At 47.2% G+C, this 17,186-nt stretch carries 11 protein-coding genes; 9 read left to right on the top strand and 2 right to left on the bottom strand.

The window, feature by feature from the left end:
• The first annotated feature begins 125 nt into the window (after nt 1-125).
• Genes H5336_RS00305 through H5336_RS00295 form a run of 3 tightly spaced genes read left to right on the top strand, consistent with a single transcriptional unit; the run spans nt 126 to nt 6,303 of the window.
• Complete coding sequence (locus H5336_RS00305; protein WP_185230357.1) at nt 126-4,985, top strand: NAD-glutamate dehydrogenase; 4,860 nt, start codon at nt 126-128, stop codon at nt 4,983-4,985.
• A gap of 6 nt (nt 4,986-4,991) precedes the next feature.
• Entirely contained in the window at nt 4,992-5,219 is a 228-nt protein-coding gene (locus H5336_RS00300; RefSeq protein ID WP_185230356.1) for a DUF2835 domain-containing protein, read from the top strand.
• A 49-nt stretch (nt 5,220-5,268) separates the two neighbouring features.
• On the top strand, nt 5,269-6,303 hold the full coding sequence (locus H5336_RS00295) for a quinone-dependent dihydroorotate dehydrogenase (protein ID WP_185230355.1): 1,035 nt from the start codon (nt 5,269-5,271) through the stop codon (nt 6,301-6,303).
• Nucleotides 6,304-6,524: 221 nt separating this feature from the next.
• On the opposite strand, the gene H5336_RS00290 is transcribed toward H5336_RS00295, so the two are convergent.
• Entirely contained in the window at nt 6,525-6,728 is a 204-nt protein-coding gene (locus H5336_RS00290; RefSeq protein ID WP_185230354.1) for a BatR family protein, read from the bottom strand.
• 359 nt (nt 6,729-7,087) lie between these two features.
• On the opposite strand from H5336_RS00290, the gene rlmKL reads away from it, so the two are divergent.
• From rlmKL to H5336_RS00260, 6 genes are all read left to right on the top strand, one after another.
• Nucleotides 7,088-9,400, top strand: coding sequence for a bifunctional 23S rRNA (guanine(2069)-N(7))-methyltransferase RlmK/23S rRNA (guanine(2445)-N(2))-methyltransferase RlmL (gene rlmKL, locus H5336_RS00285; protein ID WP_185230353.1), 2,313 nt, complete (start codon nt 7,088-7,090; stop codon nt 9,398-9,400).
• Nucleotides 9,394-11,406 (top strand): excinuclease ABC subunit UvrB, encoded by a 2,013-nt coding sequence (uvrB, locus tag H5336_RS00280; protein ID WP_185230352.1) that lies wholly within the window; start codon nt 9,394-9,396, stop codon nt 11,404-11,406. The genes rlmKL and uvrB overlap by 7 nt, the downstream gene beginning before the upstream one ends.
• Before the next feature lie 33 nt (nt 11,407-11,439).
• Entirely contained in the window at nt 11,440-14,301 is a 2,862-nt protein-coding gene (locus H5336_RS23560) for an intermembrane phospholipid transport protein YdbH family protein (RefSeq protein ID WP_185230351.1), read from the top strand.
• 10 nt (nt 14,302-14,311) lie between these two features.
• Nucleotides 14,312-14,503, top strand: coding sequence for a YnbE family lipoprotein (locus tag H5336_RS00270; RefSeq protein WP_185230350.1), 192 nt, complete (start codon nt 14,312-14,314; stop codon nt 14,501-14,503).
• Between the two features lie 10 nt (nt 14,504-14,513).
• A complete protein-coding gene (locus tag H5336_RS00265) occupies nt 14,514-14,849 on the top strand; it encodes a YdbL family probable chaperone protein (protein WP_185230349.1) in 336 nt (111 codons plus the stop codon).
• A gap of 192 nt (nt 14,850-15,041) precedes the next feature.
• Nucleotides 15,042-15,599 carry a porin family protein gene (locus H5336_RS00260; RefSeq protein WP_185230348.1) on the top strand — a complete coding sequence of 186 codons (558 nt, stop codon included), beginning with the start codon at nt 15,042-15,044 and terminating at the stop codon, nt 15,597-15,599.
• A 558-nt stretch (nt 15,600-16,157) separates the two neighbouring features.
• Here H5336_RS00260 and H5336_RS22775 read toward each other — a convergent pair.
• Nucleotides 16,158-17,087: a cellulose binding domain-containing protein gene (locus tag H5336_RS22775; RefSeq protein ID WP_246438980.1), complete on the bottom strand. Its 930-nt coding sequence runs from the start codon at nt 17,085-17,087 to the stop codon at nt 16,158-16,160.
• Nucleotides 17,088-17,186: the final 99 nt, after the last annotated feature.

Genomic DNA, 17,186 nt, shown 5'->3' with positions numbered 1-17,186 from the left:
CTCGCTGGGTGCACTATGACTCTGCGATATGTGTCAGGTTCCCTCTACTGCACATACAGGTAAGGGCACTCCGGCGCTATATCAACTGCAAACCCCCAAAACTACAAACGAATGAGGACATATTCGTGGATATAACTTTGTCATCCCTTGCTAACCGCTCACATTTTAGCCACAACTTTGGTAAATGGATTCGGGAAAATAAGGGCAGTAAAGGCAGCGAGCAACTGTTGTCGTTTATCCGTGTGTATCTAGAGCGCTTTCCGCTTGAAGAATGGGTAGGGCGCAATATTGGCGACCTCTACGGTTTGTGTTTTGGTCTTTTTCATCAGTTTAAAAATCCACCAGCAGACGCTGCGAATGTGCAGGTGTTCAACCCTTCACTCGAAGAGCACGGCTGGCAGTGTGGCCGCAGCGTCATCATTATTCACCAGAAAGATATGCCCTTTTTGGTGGATTCTGTACGTATTGCACTCAGCCGTTGTGAAGTCCCCATTTACACCATAAAGAGTACGGTATTACGGGTTAGTCGTTCTGCCGATACCTTGGCATGTTCTCTTAGTGCGGGTAATGACAATATCGAGGGCGAAAAAGAAGCGCTCATGTATTTAGAGGTGAGCCTGCAACCGAGTGACGAAGAGCTTAAACACATTCGTAGCCAACTGGTGTCGGGGCTGAACGATGTTGCTGTGGTGGTAAATGACCACCAGCCAGTACTTGAAAAGCTGGATGTAGCGAAAGCTAACCTAGCAAAGCATTTTCCCAACAATAGTGAAGTACAGGAGTTTGTGGGTTGGCTTCGGCACCGTCATTTCGCCTTTTTGGGGTATCGAGATTACGAGCTGGTGACTAACGGCAAGAAAAAAGAGTTGCGAGAAATTATTGATCAGCGTCTTGGTGTATTTAGAAATGCATCCACAGAAACTGCCGTAGTACCCCAGACTGAATTCAGCTTAGGCATCAAAGATTTCTACGAAGGCGATAGCCTAATCTGTTTTTCCAAGGCGTCTACCCACAGTAGTGTGCATCGGGCGGTGTACCCCGATTATGTAGTGTTAAAAAAATACGATGACAAGGGTGAACTGTGTGGGGAGGTAAGGTTTTTGGGGCTGTTTACCTACGAAGTCTTTATGTTGTCGCCATTCGATATTCCGATACTGCGCAAAAAAGTAAACGACATTGTTGCACGCTCCGATATGGACCTAAGCAGCCACGATGGCAAAAACCTGCGTAGAACCATAGAAAGCTACCCGCGGGCAGAGCTGCTCTTAACCGATACCGACTCGCTGTTCACCAATATAATGTCCATTGTTGAAACCAATGAGCGGCATATGGTTCGCCTAATTGTACGGGCAGACCCTTTTGGCAATTTTGTAACCTGCAATGTTTTTGTCCCGCGCGAAGTATACAGCACCAGCGTTCGCCAAAAAATTCAGGACATTCTCTCGGAAACATTCTCTTCGAAGGACTTCGATTTTAATACCTACTTCTCTGAATCCAGCATGGTACGGGCACAATTTATTTTCAGAATAAGTAAGCCGTATCCACAGGAGTTAAGTCTAAGGGAGCTTGAGGATCAGGTCGTTGAAGTAACGCGTAACTGGGATGATAACCTTCGGGCATCACTCGTAGAGGAGATGGGCGAGAGTCGGGGTATCAGCAGCTATAATTTGTACAAAAACGGATTCGCTTCTGGCTACCAGGAAAATTTTGATGCGCGCTATGCCGTGCAAGATATTAAACTAATAGAAGGCCTGCAGTCTGACGATAACATCGCCATGAATTTTTATCAGCCCATTGGGTTTGACGAGAATCGAATGCGATTCAGAGTGTTACACCGCAACGAGGCGCTAGTGCTCTCCGATATTATACCTATATTGGAACACCTTGGTTTAAGAGTAATAGGCGAGCACCCCTATAAAATTTATAAGAAAGATGGCACGCGCTTTTGGTTACACGACTTTGAGTTGGACCTGGGTATTGGTGCCGATTTAGATGTACACGCGGTAAAGTCACTGTTTGAACAGGCATTTGCCGCTGTTTGGCGGAATCAGGCCGAAAGTGATGCGTTCAATAAACTGGTGTTAGGCGCGCGCTTGAATTGGCGAGAAGTGTGTTTGTTGCGAGCCTATGCGGGTTACATGAAGCAAATTGGTTTTAATGCGGACCAAAACTTTATTGCTGAAACACTAGCCAATCATACCGAAATTACCCGTAATTTAGTGGCTGTATTCAAAACCGCCTTTGATCCAAGGCTAAATAAAGAGTCTAAAACCGAAGAGCGTGTTCAGCGTTTAACGAGCAAAATAAAAACCGCACTCGATGACGTTGCCAATTTAAATGAAGACAGGGTATTGCGTAGGTACCTGGAGCTTATTGATGGCACACTGAGAACCAACTTTTTTCAAACCGAAAACGGTACAGCCAAAGACTATATTGCGTTTAAGTTTTCTCCACGGTCCATTCCCGATATCCCCGAGCCACGCCCGTTATTCGAAATATATGTGTATTCCCCTAGAGTAGAAGGTGCACACCTACGGGGCGGCAAGGTTGCACGTGGTGGCTTGCGTTGGTCCGATCGCCTGCAGGACTACCGAACTGAAGTGCTTGGCCTAGTAAAAGCCCAGCAGGTTAAGAATGCCGTTATTGTACCTAACGGCGCCAAGGGCGGATTTGTATGCAAAAAACCACCACTGCAGGGGGGGCGTGATGCCATTCTTGCCGAGGGTATTGCGTGCTACAAAACGTTTATCTGCGGGCTTTTAGATCTTACCGATAACCTGGTACACGGCAGTGTTGTTACCCCTGATGCGGTTGTGTGCCGAGACGAACAAGATCCCTACCTAGTTGTAGCCGCAGACAAGGGCACGGCAACATTTTCCGATATAGCCAATGAAATTTCATTGAAATACAACCACTGGCTGGGGGATGCTTTTGCATCCGGTGGCAGCCAGGGTTACGACCACAAAGGCATGGGCATTACCGCCAAGGGCGCGTGGGTGTCGGTACAGCGGCATTTTCGTGAAATGGGCGTTGATATTCAAAAAGAAGATTTCTCCGTTGTCGGTATAGGGGATATGGGTGGCGATGTTTTCGGTAATGGCATGCTGCTGTCAGAACATATTTGCCTTAAAGCCGCGTTTAACCACCTACACATATTTATAGACCCAACACCTCATTCCGCTACTAGCTACAAAGAACGAAAGCGGTTGTTCGAAACCCCACGCACCTCCTGGGCAGATTACGAAAAAACACTTATTTCGGCTGGCGGCGGGGTGTTTTTGCGAGCGGCGAAATCCATCGCGATAACGACGGAAATGAAAGCGGCCTTTGGTATAGACGCCGATGCGCTAACGTCAACGGAATTGATTTGCGCGTTGCTAAAATCGCCGGTAGACCTGATTTGGAACGGTGGTATAGGCACTTACGTAAAAAGCCATTCGGAATCCCATGCGGATGTAGGCGATAAAGCCAATGATTCATTGCGCGTTAATGGTGGTGAGTTACGTTGTAAAGTGTTTGGGGAGGGCGGGAATCTTGGCGTAACACAACGGGGTCGTATTGAATATGCCCTCGCAGGCGGCGCCTGTAATACCGATTTTATCGACAATGCAGCCGGTGTCGATTGCTCCGATCACGAAGTTAATATCAAAATCTTGTTAGACGAACAGGTTGTCAGTGGTGATTTGACCACCAAACAACGAAACAAATTACTGTCGGATATGACCCAAGAAGTATCTGATTTGGTGTTACAAAACAACTATCGGCAAGCGCAGGCTATTAGTATTGCGCAATTTCAAGCCAGTGTACGGTCTACAGAATATCGGCGTTTCGTCAGCTTTCTAGAAAATACCGGCCGCTTAGATAGAGGCCTTGAATTTTTACCCAGTGACGAAGAAATATCCGAGCGGGGCGGGCAGGGTAAGCACCTTACGCGGCCGGAATTGTCGGTATTAATCAGCTACGCCAAAGTTATGATGAAAGATGAGCTGATAAATTCCGATATTGCAGAAGACGCCTATATAGCCCAAGCCATAGAAACGGCGTTTCCCAAAACAATCATGAAAAAGCTAAAAAAGCCGCTTTACAAGCACCGGTTGAAAAAAGAAATTGTCGGCACGCAGATAGCGAATGACTTTATCAATAACTTAGGTATAACCGCCGGCCATCGGCTAATAGAAACAACCGGTGCTTCGGTGGCGGAAATAGCCCGCGCCTATGTTGTGTCGCGTGATGTGTTTGAGTTTGAAGCGTTTCAGCAGTACATCAAATCTCTGGATCACAAAGTGGCCAGTAGCCTTCAGGCCGAATTGTCGGCCAACATGATTCGTCGGGTGCGCCGGGGTACTCGCTGGTTTTTACGGAATCGGCGCCTTAACCTTAACCCGGAAGCGGATGTAGAGTTTTTCAAAAGTGGGTTAAAGACGGTTCACCGAACAACTGGCAATGTTATGGAGGGTGCCGCGCGGGAAGAATGGCTGGCGCGCTCACGCTTGTTTGAAGAACTAAAGGTACCCGAAGACTGGGCTCTGCGGTTGGCCATGCCGGACAACCTTTTTTCTGGGTTAGGTGTCATTGAATCGTCGCTAGCCGCAAAGGTAGATGTGGAGCTAGCTACAGAGGTTTTCTTCGACCTGCTAGACCGCCTCGACTTGAATTGGTTTGCCTCACAGCTGTCCAACGTAAAAGTCGAAAATTACTGGCAAGCTTTGGCGCGGGAATCCTATTTGGACGAGCTAGATAGCCATTTGCGGCGTTTAACCATAGCACTCGTGGGTTCAATGGAATCGACGCAGCAAGATGACATCGCCGCCGTTCTGGATGCCTGCTTCGGTGAGAATGAATCCCTTGTGGTACGTTGGCGGCGCATGATTACGGAGGTTCAAAGCTCCTCGGCTACGGATTATGCCATGTTCTCGGTAGCGCTTCGGGAGCTGCTGGACTTGGTGGTGGCCACTGATCATTATGCTCAAAAGACCAAAGGCTAGTGCGCTATGGCTGAGTCTACTGTCCAACTCCGCATGACCATAACCGCAGAGGAGTACTTGAAATCGTATGCGGGTACGGCCAAGTCAGTACATGCGGTTACCCTCGATGGCCGGCGTATTCAATTTCCTGCAAGTATATTGCGTCCGTTTGTAACACGAGAGGGTATTCAGGGCCACTTTGCCATCGACTATGATGAGAACAATCGGTTCAGTAAAATAGAAAAACTGGGCTGATTTCTGTATCCTTGCGGCGGTTAAAATCTTCCCTCAAGACAGGCAGTTTATGTATTCCCTCGCACGAAATATCCTCTTTAAGCTTGATCCAGAAGTCGCTCACGATATCTCCCTGGATGCCATGGGCGCTGCCGAGCGCCTTCATTTACTTCAACCCTTCGTTAAGAGAATGGTTGAAGACCCCGTAGAGGTGATGGGGCTCCGTTTCCCCAACCGGGTTGGGTTGGCGGCAGGGCTGGATAAAAACGGCGAATATTTCAATGCACTGGGTAAGTTAGGTTTTGGTTTTGTGGAAGTAGGTACCGTAACCCCTCTGGCTCAGCCAGGTAACCCTCAGCCACGGTTGTTTAGGTTGAAAAACGAGCAGGGCATTATCAACCGTATGGGTTTCAACAATAATGGTGTTAATCACTTGGTGGAGCGCGTACGTCGTCGACGCTACCAGGGGGTTTTGGGTATTAACATGGGTAAAAACAAACTTACGCCAGAAGAAAATGCCCTGAGCGATTACCAGAAATGCATGGAGGCGGTGTACACCTCTGCAGACTATATAGCCATTAATATTTCGTCGCCCAACACGCCTGGCTTGCGCAATTTACAATTTGGCGAGAACCTGGAGATACTTTTAAAGGGTATAAAAGCCAAGCAAGTGGAATTGCAGCAACGCCACGGCAAAAACGTTCCTGTGGCGGTGAAAATAGCGCCTGATATGAGCGATGATGAGTTAAAAAGTGTTGCCGATACGTTACTCAAGCACAACTTCGACGCCGTTATAGCCACAAACACCACTATTTCCAGAGAGGGTGTTGAGCATTCGGTTTTTGCTAGCGAGGCCGGTGGATTAAGTGGTTCACCCGTGCGGGACAAAGCAACCCACGTTATTCGAACGTTGGCTGAACATCTACAGGGCAAAATGCCGATTATTGGCGTAGGCGGTATTATGACCGGAGAAGATGCAGCCGAAAAATTGCAGGCAGGGGCCAGCTTAGTGCAGCTGTATACGGGGTTTATATACCGAGGGCCGGAATTGGTAGCAGAAGCCGCTAACGCCGTGTCGGCGGTAGCGGCTTCCAAAAGCCCCTGATTATGGGGCTTAGGTGCTCTGGCGATTGGAGCCGAGCATGGGCTGATCCCTCAGTATAGCTTCACACGTGTTGGGTGTGGTGTCCCTTTTGAATTCTATGGCCTGTTGTGGTTTAACAAGCGCACTGCAATGGGTTGAATGCGATAACAATAGGCTTTGCAGTACGCTTTTTCCGGCTGGGTAGCATTACGCAGTCGCCAGCTTAAGAGTGCAGCTTGCCATTAATAGCTTTGAAGCTTCTGGACTTGCGCCAGAGTATTGAAACCATTCCAATGGTCTTCCCGTCCTTCACGCCAACCGGAGAGCCATACGTGTCTGGCTTCGCCTGTACCGTGTGGGCATAGGCTTCGTGATCTGCCAGTGGTTCCGGCCATATATCCACGAGCGAAAGCTCGTTCAGAGTGGGCTCTTTTTTGGCGTTTCATACGGGTAGTACCTCGCTTGGTTTATGACAGTGCATACTCTATTGAAACAAGAGTTTCTAGGAACAGCTGTTCTCAAGAACGAATAGTATTCAGTAACTACCGTTTTCAGAAGCCAGAGTTTCTAAAAACTACAGCCCGCCTATTGCGGGCTAAGGTTAAAGTGATATTCCCTTTTTTAATCGCTCTATGGAGCATAGTAAATCCATTTGGTACAACAAGTTTGGGTTTTAAGTTAAACCCTAATATCGCCCTTTATTCGGCGAAGCGGACCGCTAGTCTCCCAAACAACAGATTAAAAGTGAACGATTTAAAATTCATAGCTACATCGCCTGATATGGCCTCAGAGAATAAAATAATCCATGAATAACCCCATACCCAGTTACTTTGCAACATGCCCCAAGGGCCTGGAAAGCTTGTTAAAACAGGAGCTTGAAGACCTGGGTTCAAGTAATTTAAAAGAAACAGTAGCCGGTGTTTACTTCAGCGGCGACCAAGGCATTCTTTACAAGGCCTGCATGTGGTCAAGGCTCGCAAACAAGATTCTAATGCCACTTTTTAACGACGGCGATAAACCCACCGTCGATAGCGCCGATGACCTTTATACTGCTGCAAAAACAATACCATGGGAGGAGCACTTCCCCGAAAATGGTACTTTACTGGTTGAATTCACCGGTACCAATGATGCCATTCGCAACACGCAGTTTGGAGCTCAGACCGTTAAAGACGCGGTGGTGGACCGTATTCGAGACAAAACCGGCAGCCGTCCGGATGTTAGTAAAACGTCACCCGACATCCGTATTAACGCACGTTTGGCGAAGAGCGTTATATACATAAGCCTCGAGATAAACGGTGCAGGTTTGCACAAACGTGGGTACAGGGTGGGCCAAGGTGGTGCACCCCTAAAAGAAAACCTCGCGGCGGCAATACTGCTACGGGCAGGCTGGCCTGAAATATACAAAGCGGGCGGTGCCTTACTAGACCCTATGTGCGGCTCCGGTACATTTTTACTGGAAGCCGGCATGATGGCGTGCAAAATGGCGCCGGGCTTATTGCGCGCACGGTTTAGCCGGCCAGACAGGCAAGACATCTTCCTAGCGGAAGGTGACGTGTTCGACCCACAGGTTGTTGGCTTTGGCTTCGAAAAATGGCAAAAGCACGACCCAGCCCTGTGGCAACAAATTGTTGATGAAGCCGAGGCCATACACAAGCAAGCACTGGAAAGTGCTCAACCTGAAATTCGCGGTTACGATATTGACCATCGAGTATTGGGTACAACGCGACGCAACATTACCGTTACTGGGTTAGACGATATTATTCGTGTCACTAAAAAAGATGTGTCTGAATTCAAAAAGCCCACCCATAAAGAGATGCAACCTGGCCTAATCATTTGTAACCCACCTTATGGCGAGCGCTTGGGTGAAGTTGAAGCCCTAAGGCAAACGTATTTTACCTTGGCGCAAAGATGCAAAGAGGAGTTTTCGGGTTGGCAATTGGGCGTTTTCACCGGCAATAAAGAGCTTGGCCGTGAATTGCGTTTGCGCCCTAAAAAGAAATACCAGCTATACAATGGTTTGATACCCAGTGAACTATTGATGTACGACGTTCGCGATGAGGGCACGGTAAAGCGCGCAACCGATGTAGAAGTTGTCGATGGCGAAGATGGCAGCAAAAGTTGGTTTAATGCACGAGAATTACCGCTGAAAGAGCGGCCATTAAGCTCTGGTGCTGCAATGGTGGCAAACCGGTTAAAAAAACGCCGTAAGCAATTGGTGAAGTGGACGAATAAAAACCGCATAAACAGCTTCCGATTGTATGATGCCGATATGCCGGAATACGCCGCCGCCATCGACCACTACCTACTCAGTAATGGCGACATACACTGCCATATACAAGAATATGCGCCGCCCAAAACAATAGATGAGGCGAAAGCCCAAGAACGTTTCGACGACCTAGTTCATGCGTGCGCCGTTGTTTTGGACCTGTCTGAATCGCAAATATCCACACGGGTGCGGCGAAGAAACAAAGGTAAAACACAGTATGAAAAAGAGCTCGCGAATACGCCTAACGTTCCGCTCTATACCCTAGAAGAGGGGGCCGAGCTAGAAGTAAACTTTGATGATTATTTAGATACAGGCCTTTTTCTGGACCACCGCCCCTTAAGGCGCAGAATACGCCAAGAAGCCCGCGGTAAAACATTTTTGAATCTGTTTTGCTATACGGCAACGGCAACGGTGCAGGCCGCGTTAGGTGGCGCCACTAGTTCGGTTAGCGTTGATATGTCTAATACCTATTTAGACTGGGCTCAACGCAATTTGGAAAGAAACGATATTAATCGTGATGAACACACACTTATACGCAACAATTGTGAAGATTGGTTGAAGGTCTGTCGTCAGGGCTTCGATTTAATTATGCTCGACCCGCCAAGCTTTTCCAATTCTAAACGAATGGAAGGCGTGTTAGATATTCAGCGCGATCATGTGGGTTTAATAACCCGCTGTATGGAAATACTTAACCCCGGTGGCACACTCTACTTTTCAAACAATTTGCGTAGCTTTAAATTAGATGAAGAAGCGTTGCAACAATATAACGTGCGTCAAATCAGCAAAGAAACATTGGACCCCGACTTTATCGCCAATCCAAGGATTCACTATTGCTGGGCGATTCAATGTTAGAAAAAACCTTTAAGCCGTTTAAGGTCCACAGCAAGTACGAACCTGCTGGCGATCAACCTAAGGCCATCGTTAGTTTACAGCGAGGCATTGAAGCGGGCTTGGCACATCAAACACTGCTCGGGGTAACCGGTTCGGGTAAAACCTTTACCATTGCCAAATTGATTGAAAAAGTTCAACGGCCCACATTGGTGATGGCCCACAATAAAACCTTGGCGGCTCAACTCTACGGTGAATTTAAGGAGTTTTTTCCTGAAAATTCCGTAGAATATTTCGTTTCATACTATGACTATTACCAGCCAGAGGCCTATGTTCCCTCCTCGGATACGTTTATTGATAAAGACGCATCGGTAAATGAGCATATAGAACAAATGCGACTTTCAGCCACGAAAGCGCTAATGGAAAGAAAAGATGCAATTATAATTGCAACCGTCTCGGCCATATACGGTTTGGGCGACCCCGATGCCTATTTAAAAATGATGCTGCACCTAGTACGTGGTGATCAGGCAGACCAGCGGCAGATATTACGCCGACTCGCCGAGCTGCAATATACCCGCAACGATATAGATTTTCATCGTGGTACTTACCGTGTTCGTGGCGAAGTAATTGATATTTTCCCCGCCGATTCTGAAACCGAGGCGTTTCGAATAGAGCTGTTCGATAATGAAGTAGACAACCTATCGTCTTTCGACCCGCTAACCGGGGAAGTACATGCCAGGCTTCCACGTATAACCATATACCCCAAAACCCACTATGCAACGCCAAGACAAACCATTCTCGATTCCGTCGTTTTCATTGAAAAAGAACTAAAAAGTCGGCTAGAGCAATTGCGGGAAATGGACAAGCTAGTAGAGGCTCAGCGGTTGGAGCAACGCACAAAATACGATATGGAAATGATGCGCGAACTTGGCTATTGCACGGGCATTGAAAACTATTCTCGCTACCTGTCGGGCAGAGAAATTGGCTTGCCGCCGCCTACTTTATTTGATTATTTACCTGCGGATGCACTGCTGGTCATAGACGAATCGCACGTAACCGTTCCGCAGATTGGCGGTATGTACAAAGGCGACAGATCCCGAAAAGAAACCCTCGTGGAGTATGGTTTCCGTTTGCCATCGGCGCTGGATAATAGGCCCTTAAGGTTTGATGAATGGGAGCGCTTAGCACCGCAGGCAGTATTTGTATCCGCTACCCCTGGCGCGTACGAGGCGGAGCACCAAGGGCAGGTCGTGGAGCAGCTCGTACGCCCAACAGGTTTATTAGACCCTGAAATAGAAGTGCGGCCAGCAACAACTCAGGTAGACGACTGCCTGTCTGAGATTAATCTTAGGGCCAGTAAAAGTGAGCGCATCTTAGTGACTGTGCTGACTAAACGCATGGCCGAAGATTTAACCGAATTTCTGGCGGAACATGGTGTGCGCGTGCGCTACCTTCACTCGGATATTGATACCGTAGAGCGGGTGGAAATTATTCGAGATCTACGTCTCGGTGAATTTGATGTGCTGGTGGGTATTAACCTATTACGGGAAGGCTTAGATATGCCCGAGGTGTCGTTAGTGGCCATTTTTGATGCCGATAAAGAAGGCTTTTTACGCTCCGACCGCTCGCTAATTCAAACTATTGGCCGAGCGGCTCGAAACCTTCACGGTAGAGCGATTCTCTATGCGGACAAAATTACCGGCTCCATGCAGCGCGCCATGGACGAGACCTCACGGCGTCGTGAAACGCAGATAGCCCATAACACCAAGCACGGTATTACGCCTAAAAGCATTATAAAATCGGTATCCGATATTATGGAAGGCGCGCGGGCGCCGGGTTCACGACCAGGCTCACGTAAAAAAGTGGCGGAAAATTCGGCTAGTTATTTGGCCGAAATACCCGAAGGAAAAGATTTGTGGCACCACATACAAGACCTTGAAAAAGACATGTTTGAAGCGGCAAAAAATCTAGAGTTCGAAAAAGCGGCACAATTACGTGATCGAATATCCGAATTAAAGTTAAAAGGGTAGTCAACCTTTCACAGGGAAAAGTTGGGGCTTTCAGTGACAAAAAAAAGCGCGCTACGTGCTTTAATTATTACACCTGCCATCTTACTGTTACTGCTAGTGACGGCGAGAATACTGCTGCCTTGGTATGGGCCTGCGCTTATAAATCTTGCGCTTGCGAACACAGGCGCACACGTAAATAGCTTGCAAATTAATCAGCTAGGTTGGCGCCGTGTGCAACTGGCACAGTTGAGTGTAACGCTAGAGCAGGGCGCAAATGTTCGGCTACACAATATTCAACTTGCTCGCCCTAGCAGTGAAGATAAGTATTATCGGGTAAGCATTGAGTCTGTAGGCATCACGGGCTTCGCGCAAAACCCTTCTACACCGCAAAGTCCCTCTAATAATAAGACACTACTATCGAATTTGTTACCCAGCAAACTGTTTAGTGGGGCGCCGTCAATTAAGTTGAATGTCGGCCAGTTAACCGTTAACCAAATGCCACAGCCAATAGCATCTGTTGTGTTAACGGAGAATATAGTCGTGGAGTTAAACCCAGAGGGCTTTCAACTTTCAGCGGTAATCAAATTGGCGCAACCGAAAGATGCACTGCATGTTTCCATCAGTGTTACACAGGGCGATAGTTTAGCGTTGACTATACTGCCAGAAAACGCCGAAGCGCCAATGATAGAGTTGCTGGCAACCATTACGGAGGAAAAAAACCAGCTTATCGGTGATGTCGATATCACCGCCGACGAAAGAGTTCTAGCGCTTATTGAATACGAGGTTATGGATACGCTGCCATTATCGCAAGGCCACCTAAAAACTGAAATGCGGTTTAACGTGCACGACCAACCCCTTGAAGCGTATAAAAACGCGCTCAATCAAAAAGTCTCCACAAACGAGTCCCTTAGTTTTGAACTTAGCGGTTCACTGGGCGTACTTGCAAAACTGGAATCACAACAACCTCTTCAATCACCGCCTCAACCAGAAGTAAGCATACTTCATTCGCTTCCCAGTAGCCTTGTAGAACTTGAAGCCGACTTCAATGCGGGTTTTACCGGCGCTACGGTCGAAAACGCGAGTGAAGGCTGGGTTACCGTTTTTAGCCGCCCAAATACAAACAATCCGCTTTTAAAGGCAACGAGTCTGTGGCAGAAGAAACAACACCGTATATGGGTAGAGCTGCCGAAGCCGTTTAAGTTTTCGTTTGGCAGCGGTGAACCCACTGACCCCCTAAATAAAAATAAAAGTAAAATTAAATTTACAGAGAACAGCGCGTGGTTCATGCGATATACAATTGATAACGTTAATGCCATAGCCGCTCAGTTTACGCCTATCACGATTGAGGGGCTTTTGGGGAAGCACGAACCACTAGGGTTTGCATTGAACACAAAAATGGAGGCGAATGCGTTACCGTTAATGTTGCAGTTTGGACTTATTGGCGAGCAGGGTTTCATTACAGACGCGGAAAAATCAGTCGCAAAACTAGCGGCAAATCTACGCTATTCAGCTAACCAGCTGAATATAACAATTGAAGAGCAGGCTGAGTTTGGCCTATGGGCAGCACAAAGTAATGATGTGTCTATTGAACGGCTGGCGATAACACTGCCCCCGCAGGCGATTGCACTGACGCTTGCTAGCGGGCTAGTGGACCAATTACATTGGTTGGTAACGTTGGAAGGCCTCCAGTTTGGCGATAACAGCATTTCAGCTGTGAACTTTGAGGGGCAAATAAACGCAACCGCGAAAGACTTTGAAGGCAGGTTAGCGGTAGACAGCTTTAAACTAAATCCGCTCGATAAGTCTCGCCGGTTTACAGTATCGCCTTACCATTTGTATGCGCAGTTTCCTGTCGTAAGTCCTCAATTGCTTACAGGCGCTGAAATTACAGCGAGAGAGGTTATAGAGGCCGCGAAAAACACCTATTTTACGGTGTTTAATCAATGCGACGAAAAACTACTTTCCGGTGAGCTTAGTCAGTTTTCGACACTGATTCTGACGGCTGAAAAAACCTTTACCGCGCAAGGTACGCTATCGCAGTGGCTCGACCTACCCTCGCCAGACCTAGATTTGGTGTCGGGTGATGCTTCGCTGGATTTTAAATGGCGCTTTAACGACCCATTGCCATCCATCAGCGTAACCCTTAACGACGGAGAGTTAGCCGGTGGCCTGGGTACAGTGAGCGGTGTTCAGCTAGGGTTAAGTACACAGAAGGCAGAATTGGCTACTCGTTATGCACTTACTGGAGCAGCCAGCGCAATGAATGTAGGCATATTGGCCGAAGACATAAGTTTCTCAACGCATATGACCGCGGTTGAGGAGGGCGTTGAAGTTGCGATAAACGCGCTGAATGCCAATGTGTTTGGCGGTACACTATCCATTCAAGACGAGCGATGGCGAGCAGGTAGTGATGAAGTGGTTGTTCTCAAATTCAAGAATATTAGCTTGAGCAATATAATTGAAAGCCAGAGTTTAGAGGGGTTACATACGTCAGGCTATTTAAGTGGTGAGCAACCGGTATCGGTATCGGCTAATGGCGAGTTCGCACTTCTCAAAGGTAGGCTAGAAAATGTCGAAGGCGGTGTAATACAGTACGAGAACGCCTTATCGGAAAGTGTAGACATTAACGATCAGCTTAAGCTCACCATGGACGTACTCAAAAATTTTGAATATGAATCCCTTAAAACAGAAACAGAGTACCAACAGGGCAAGCTTATTTTGCATTCGAAAATCTCGGGTAGTAACCCTTCTGTAGCGGGCGGGCAAAAAGTAGATCTCAACTTGAATACAGAAATAGGGTTAAACTCTGCAATCGAGGTCATGCGCTTACAGGCTGGCCTGGAGGCAGAGGTAAGTAAAATGTATGATTCCAAATCGCGCTATACTTCAGGCAAATATTGCCAGAAATCTTACTAAGGAGTTTATTATGCGCCTATCACTATTGGCGTTTTCGATAGTTGGTTTGTTAATGGCTACAGGGTGTTCACCAACGGTGAGAGTAGAGCCTTCCGACAAACCCATTACCATCAACCTAAATGTAAAAATAGAACACGAAATTCGTGTAAAAGTGGATAAAGAACTCGATTCCGTTCTTTCCGACGATTCTGGTTTGTTTTAGGAGAATAGCCATGAAAACTGCTCAAAATATTTTAATGGCCGTTATGGCTATGCTGTTTATCGCGCTACCAGCTCACGCTTTAGATTTACGTCAAGCCAAAGCACAGGGCCTTGTAGGTGAAATGGTTAGTGGGTACCTGGGTTCACCGCAGGCTCAGCCTTCTTCTGAAGTCAGCGCGCTTATCGACGATATCAACACAAAGCGTAAGGCGCAGTACCAAAAAATAGCCAATAGCCAAAAACTGCCGTTAGCATCGGTAGAAAAGCTTGCAGGTGAAAAAGCGTTTGATAAAACGGCCAGTGGTCATTACATAAAAGCGCCGGGTGTTGGCTGGAAGAAAAAATAGCACCGCGCGATATTTGATGCCCCGAGGCATATATTGGCGCCAACGCTCGAAAACTAGGCGGCGATCATAGTCGTTATAGCCATGTTTGGCGTACAAATGACTTAAAATGAGTGCCTGTGATAGTTTTTGTGATAGTTTTTCCGGTGTGCTCCGCGTACTATTGCTGGTTCAGGGATATTGGGAGTACTTATAATGAAAAATCTTAAAACTTTGCTTTGCGTACTGGCCATAGCTCCGCTCAGTTCCATGGTGCAGGCCGGCTCCGATAGCGGCATCTACGTTGGGGGTTCCCTTGGTACCGCTAAGCAGTCGATGACTTTCGAGCTGGTAAAAGGTGAGATCGATGAGTCCGATATGGGCTACAAGTTCTTTGCAGGCTATAATTTTGGCTTGTTTCCGTTGGTCGACTTGGCAGTAGAGGCGTCCTACATAGATTTTGGCTCTGTTTCGAGTAACGTAATCAATCAAGAGTTTGATGTAGAAACCTCAGCCTGGAATGTATACGGTGTTGCCGGTATTAACCTTGGTCTCGTTGGGTTGTTCGGTAAGGTAGGCACGGTTGCCTGGGAGAGTGATGTTACTTTTGACACGCTTGATCAGGATAGAGCCCTAGATGGCACCGACATGGCCTACGGCATAGGCGCAAAAATTCAGCTAGATTCCTTCGCTGTTCGTGCCGAATATGAATATTTCGATTTTGAAGATATTGATACCAATATGTTTTCCGTTGGCGCTTCTATTACCTTTTAATAGATTCGTGTAGCCAAGTACTAAGTACCATTGTAAAAACGCCTCTATATAGAGGCGTTTTTTTTGCCAAAAATTTAATTCGAATACGCACAACAACTGAATTTTTTGGTTACTTGAAATAGAGTTGCGCGCGCTAATTGCCCGTTCACGAAGCGGTAATGAAATAGAAATGGCCATTGAGTATATCGAAGGTAAAGAAAGCTAAGCACTATGTGCCGAGTCTCCACAAGGTCAACGCTGCTACCGTAATATGTAGCCCATAAACCAATGCTATCTTTGATTATCAGGCGCTAGGGTGCGTTTGCTGTTAGTCGTCTAAACCGAAGCCTGCAGGTAAAGATAAAATTTAAAGGGTTGCTCTCGAGGGCAGGCCAGCCATTATATTGACGACATCTGATGAATAACGTAGAGCCCTATATCTGAGAGTCTGTTTCGAGCAGAGTAGTAGCTTTCATTCTGCTCTTAGCTAGCCGTGTAGGTGTAATTGACTAATTTAAGTGGCGAGTAAAGAGCCGACGCACTTCAGTGCGTCGGTTTTATTTCAAAGTATAAAAGTAATTACTGGCAAATAGCGCTTGATATTTGTGTGTCAGAAATAGCGTGGGCAACCGTTGTAATGGGGCCCATAATACCAAAAGTTACTTCTTGGCCAGGCTGAATATTTCCATTCCAGTCAAGGTTAGATGCGCTAAAGAATGGGCCCGCGCCGGAAAGGGTTGCGTTCCAGGAGTTGGTAATGGTCGCAGAGCCGGGTAATGTTAAATCTAAATTCCAACCTTCGATAACGTCCTGAGACATATTGCGAATACGCACGTCTGCTGCATAGCCGTCTTGCCACTGAGAGTGAACAACGATATCGCAAACCGCAGGTGGCACATCTACGGCCATGACCGTGGCTATTCCCACGCGAGACGCCGAGGCTACACGATCTTTAAGGAAGTATTCTTCAACGTCAAATTGTGTGCCTATAGTTGAGAGCAGCGCAATAATTGAATCGTCGGTGTCGTTGCCTAGGGGTAAATAGAGGGTGCGCTCAAAAAACCAAGTGTAACCAGGTTGAAAACTAGCCGTTCCAAGTGTTCTGTCGGTGAGTTGTACCGGGCTTGTGCCGTCATTTCTACCATTGAAAACGTAATCGGCTGAGCCAATACCGATATGTCCCGTTGCAGGCTCCAAACCTTCTGGGACCGACGTTGTGGATACGACATTAAAATGCACTGGGTGCAGGTTTTTTTCGTAGAGGCCATCTTGATAGGGGCCGGGCTGAGTTAGATCAAAATCACCGAGTTCTGCGGTTATTGTCCATGTGTCAGTTGCAGAATTAAGGGCTTGAGCCACTTCCGTGTCTGAGCCGGTAGTCTCTTCCCATGTGATTTCCAGTTGCAGAGTTACCGCTGTAGATTGTGCGAAGGCCGCTGAAGAAGCTAGGCTCGCAAGAAAAACAGACATAAAAATAAATACAGAACGTAACCTTTTTGTTAAAAACATATCTAATCCCTATAAATATTAACATTTAAATAGTAACAAGAGAAACACGCCATAACGCGTTCACTTGTTAGTTGGCGAACAGAAAAAATATTTTGTACG

This window comes from Teredinibacter franksiae (genome assembly GCF_014218805.1).
GTDB classification, from domain to species: domain Bacteria; phylum Pseudomonadota; class Gammaproteobacteria; order Pseudomonadales; family Cellvibrionaceae; genus Teredinibacter; species Teredinibacter franksiae.
Note: the sequence above shows the minus strand (reverse complement) of the source record. Positions and strands in the feature narration are given on the sequence as shown.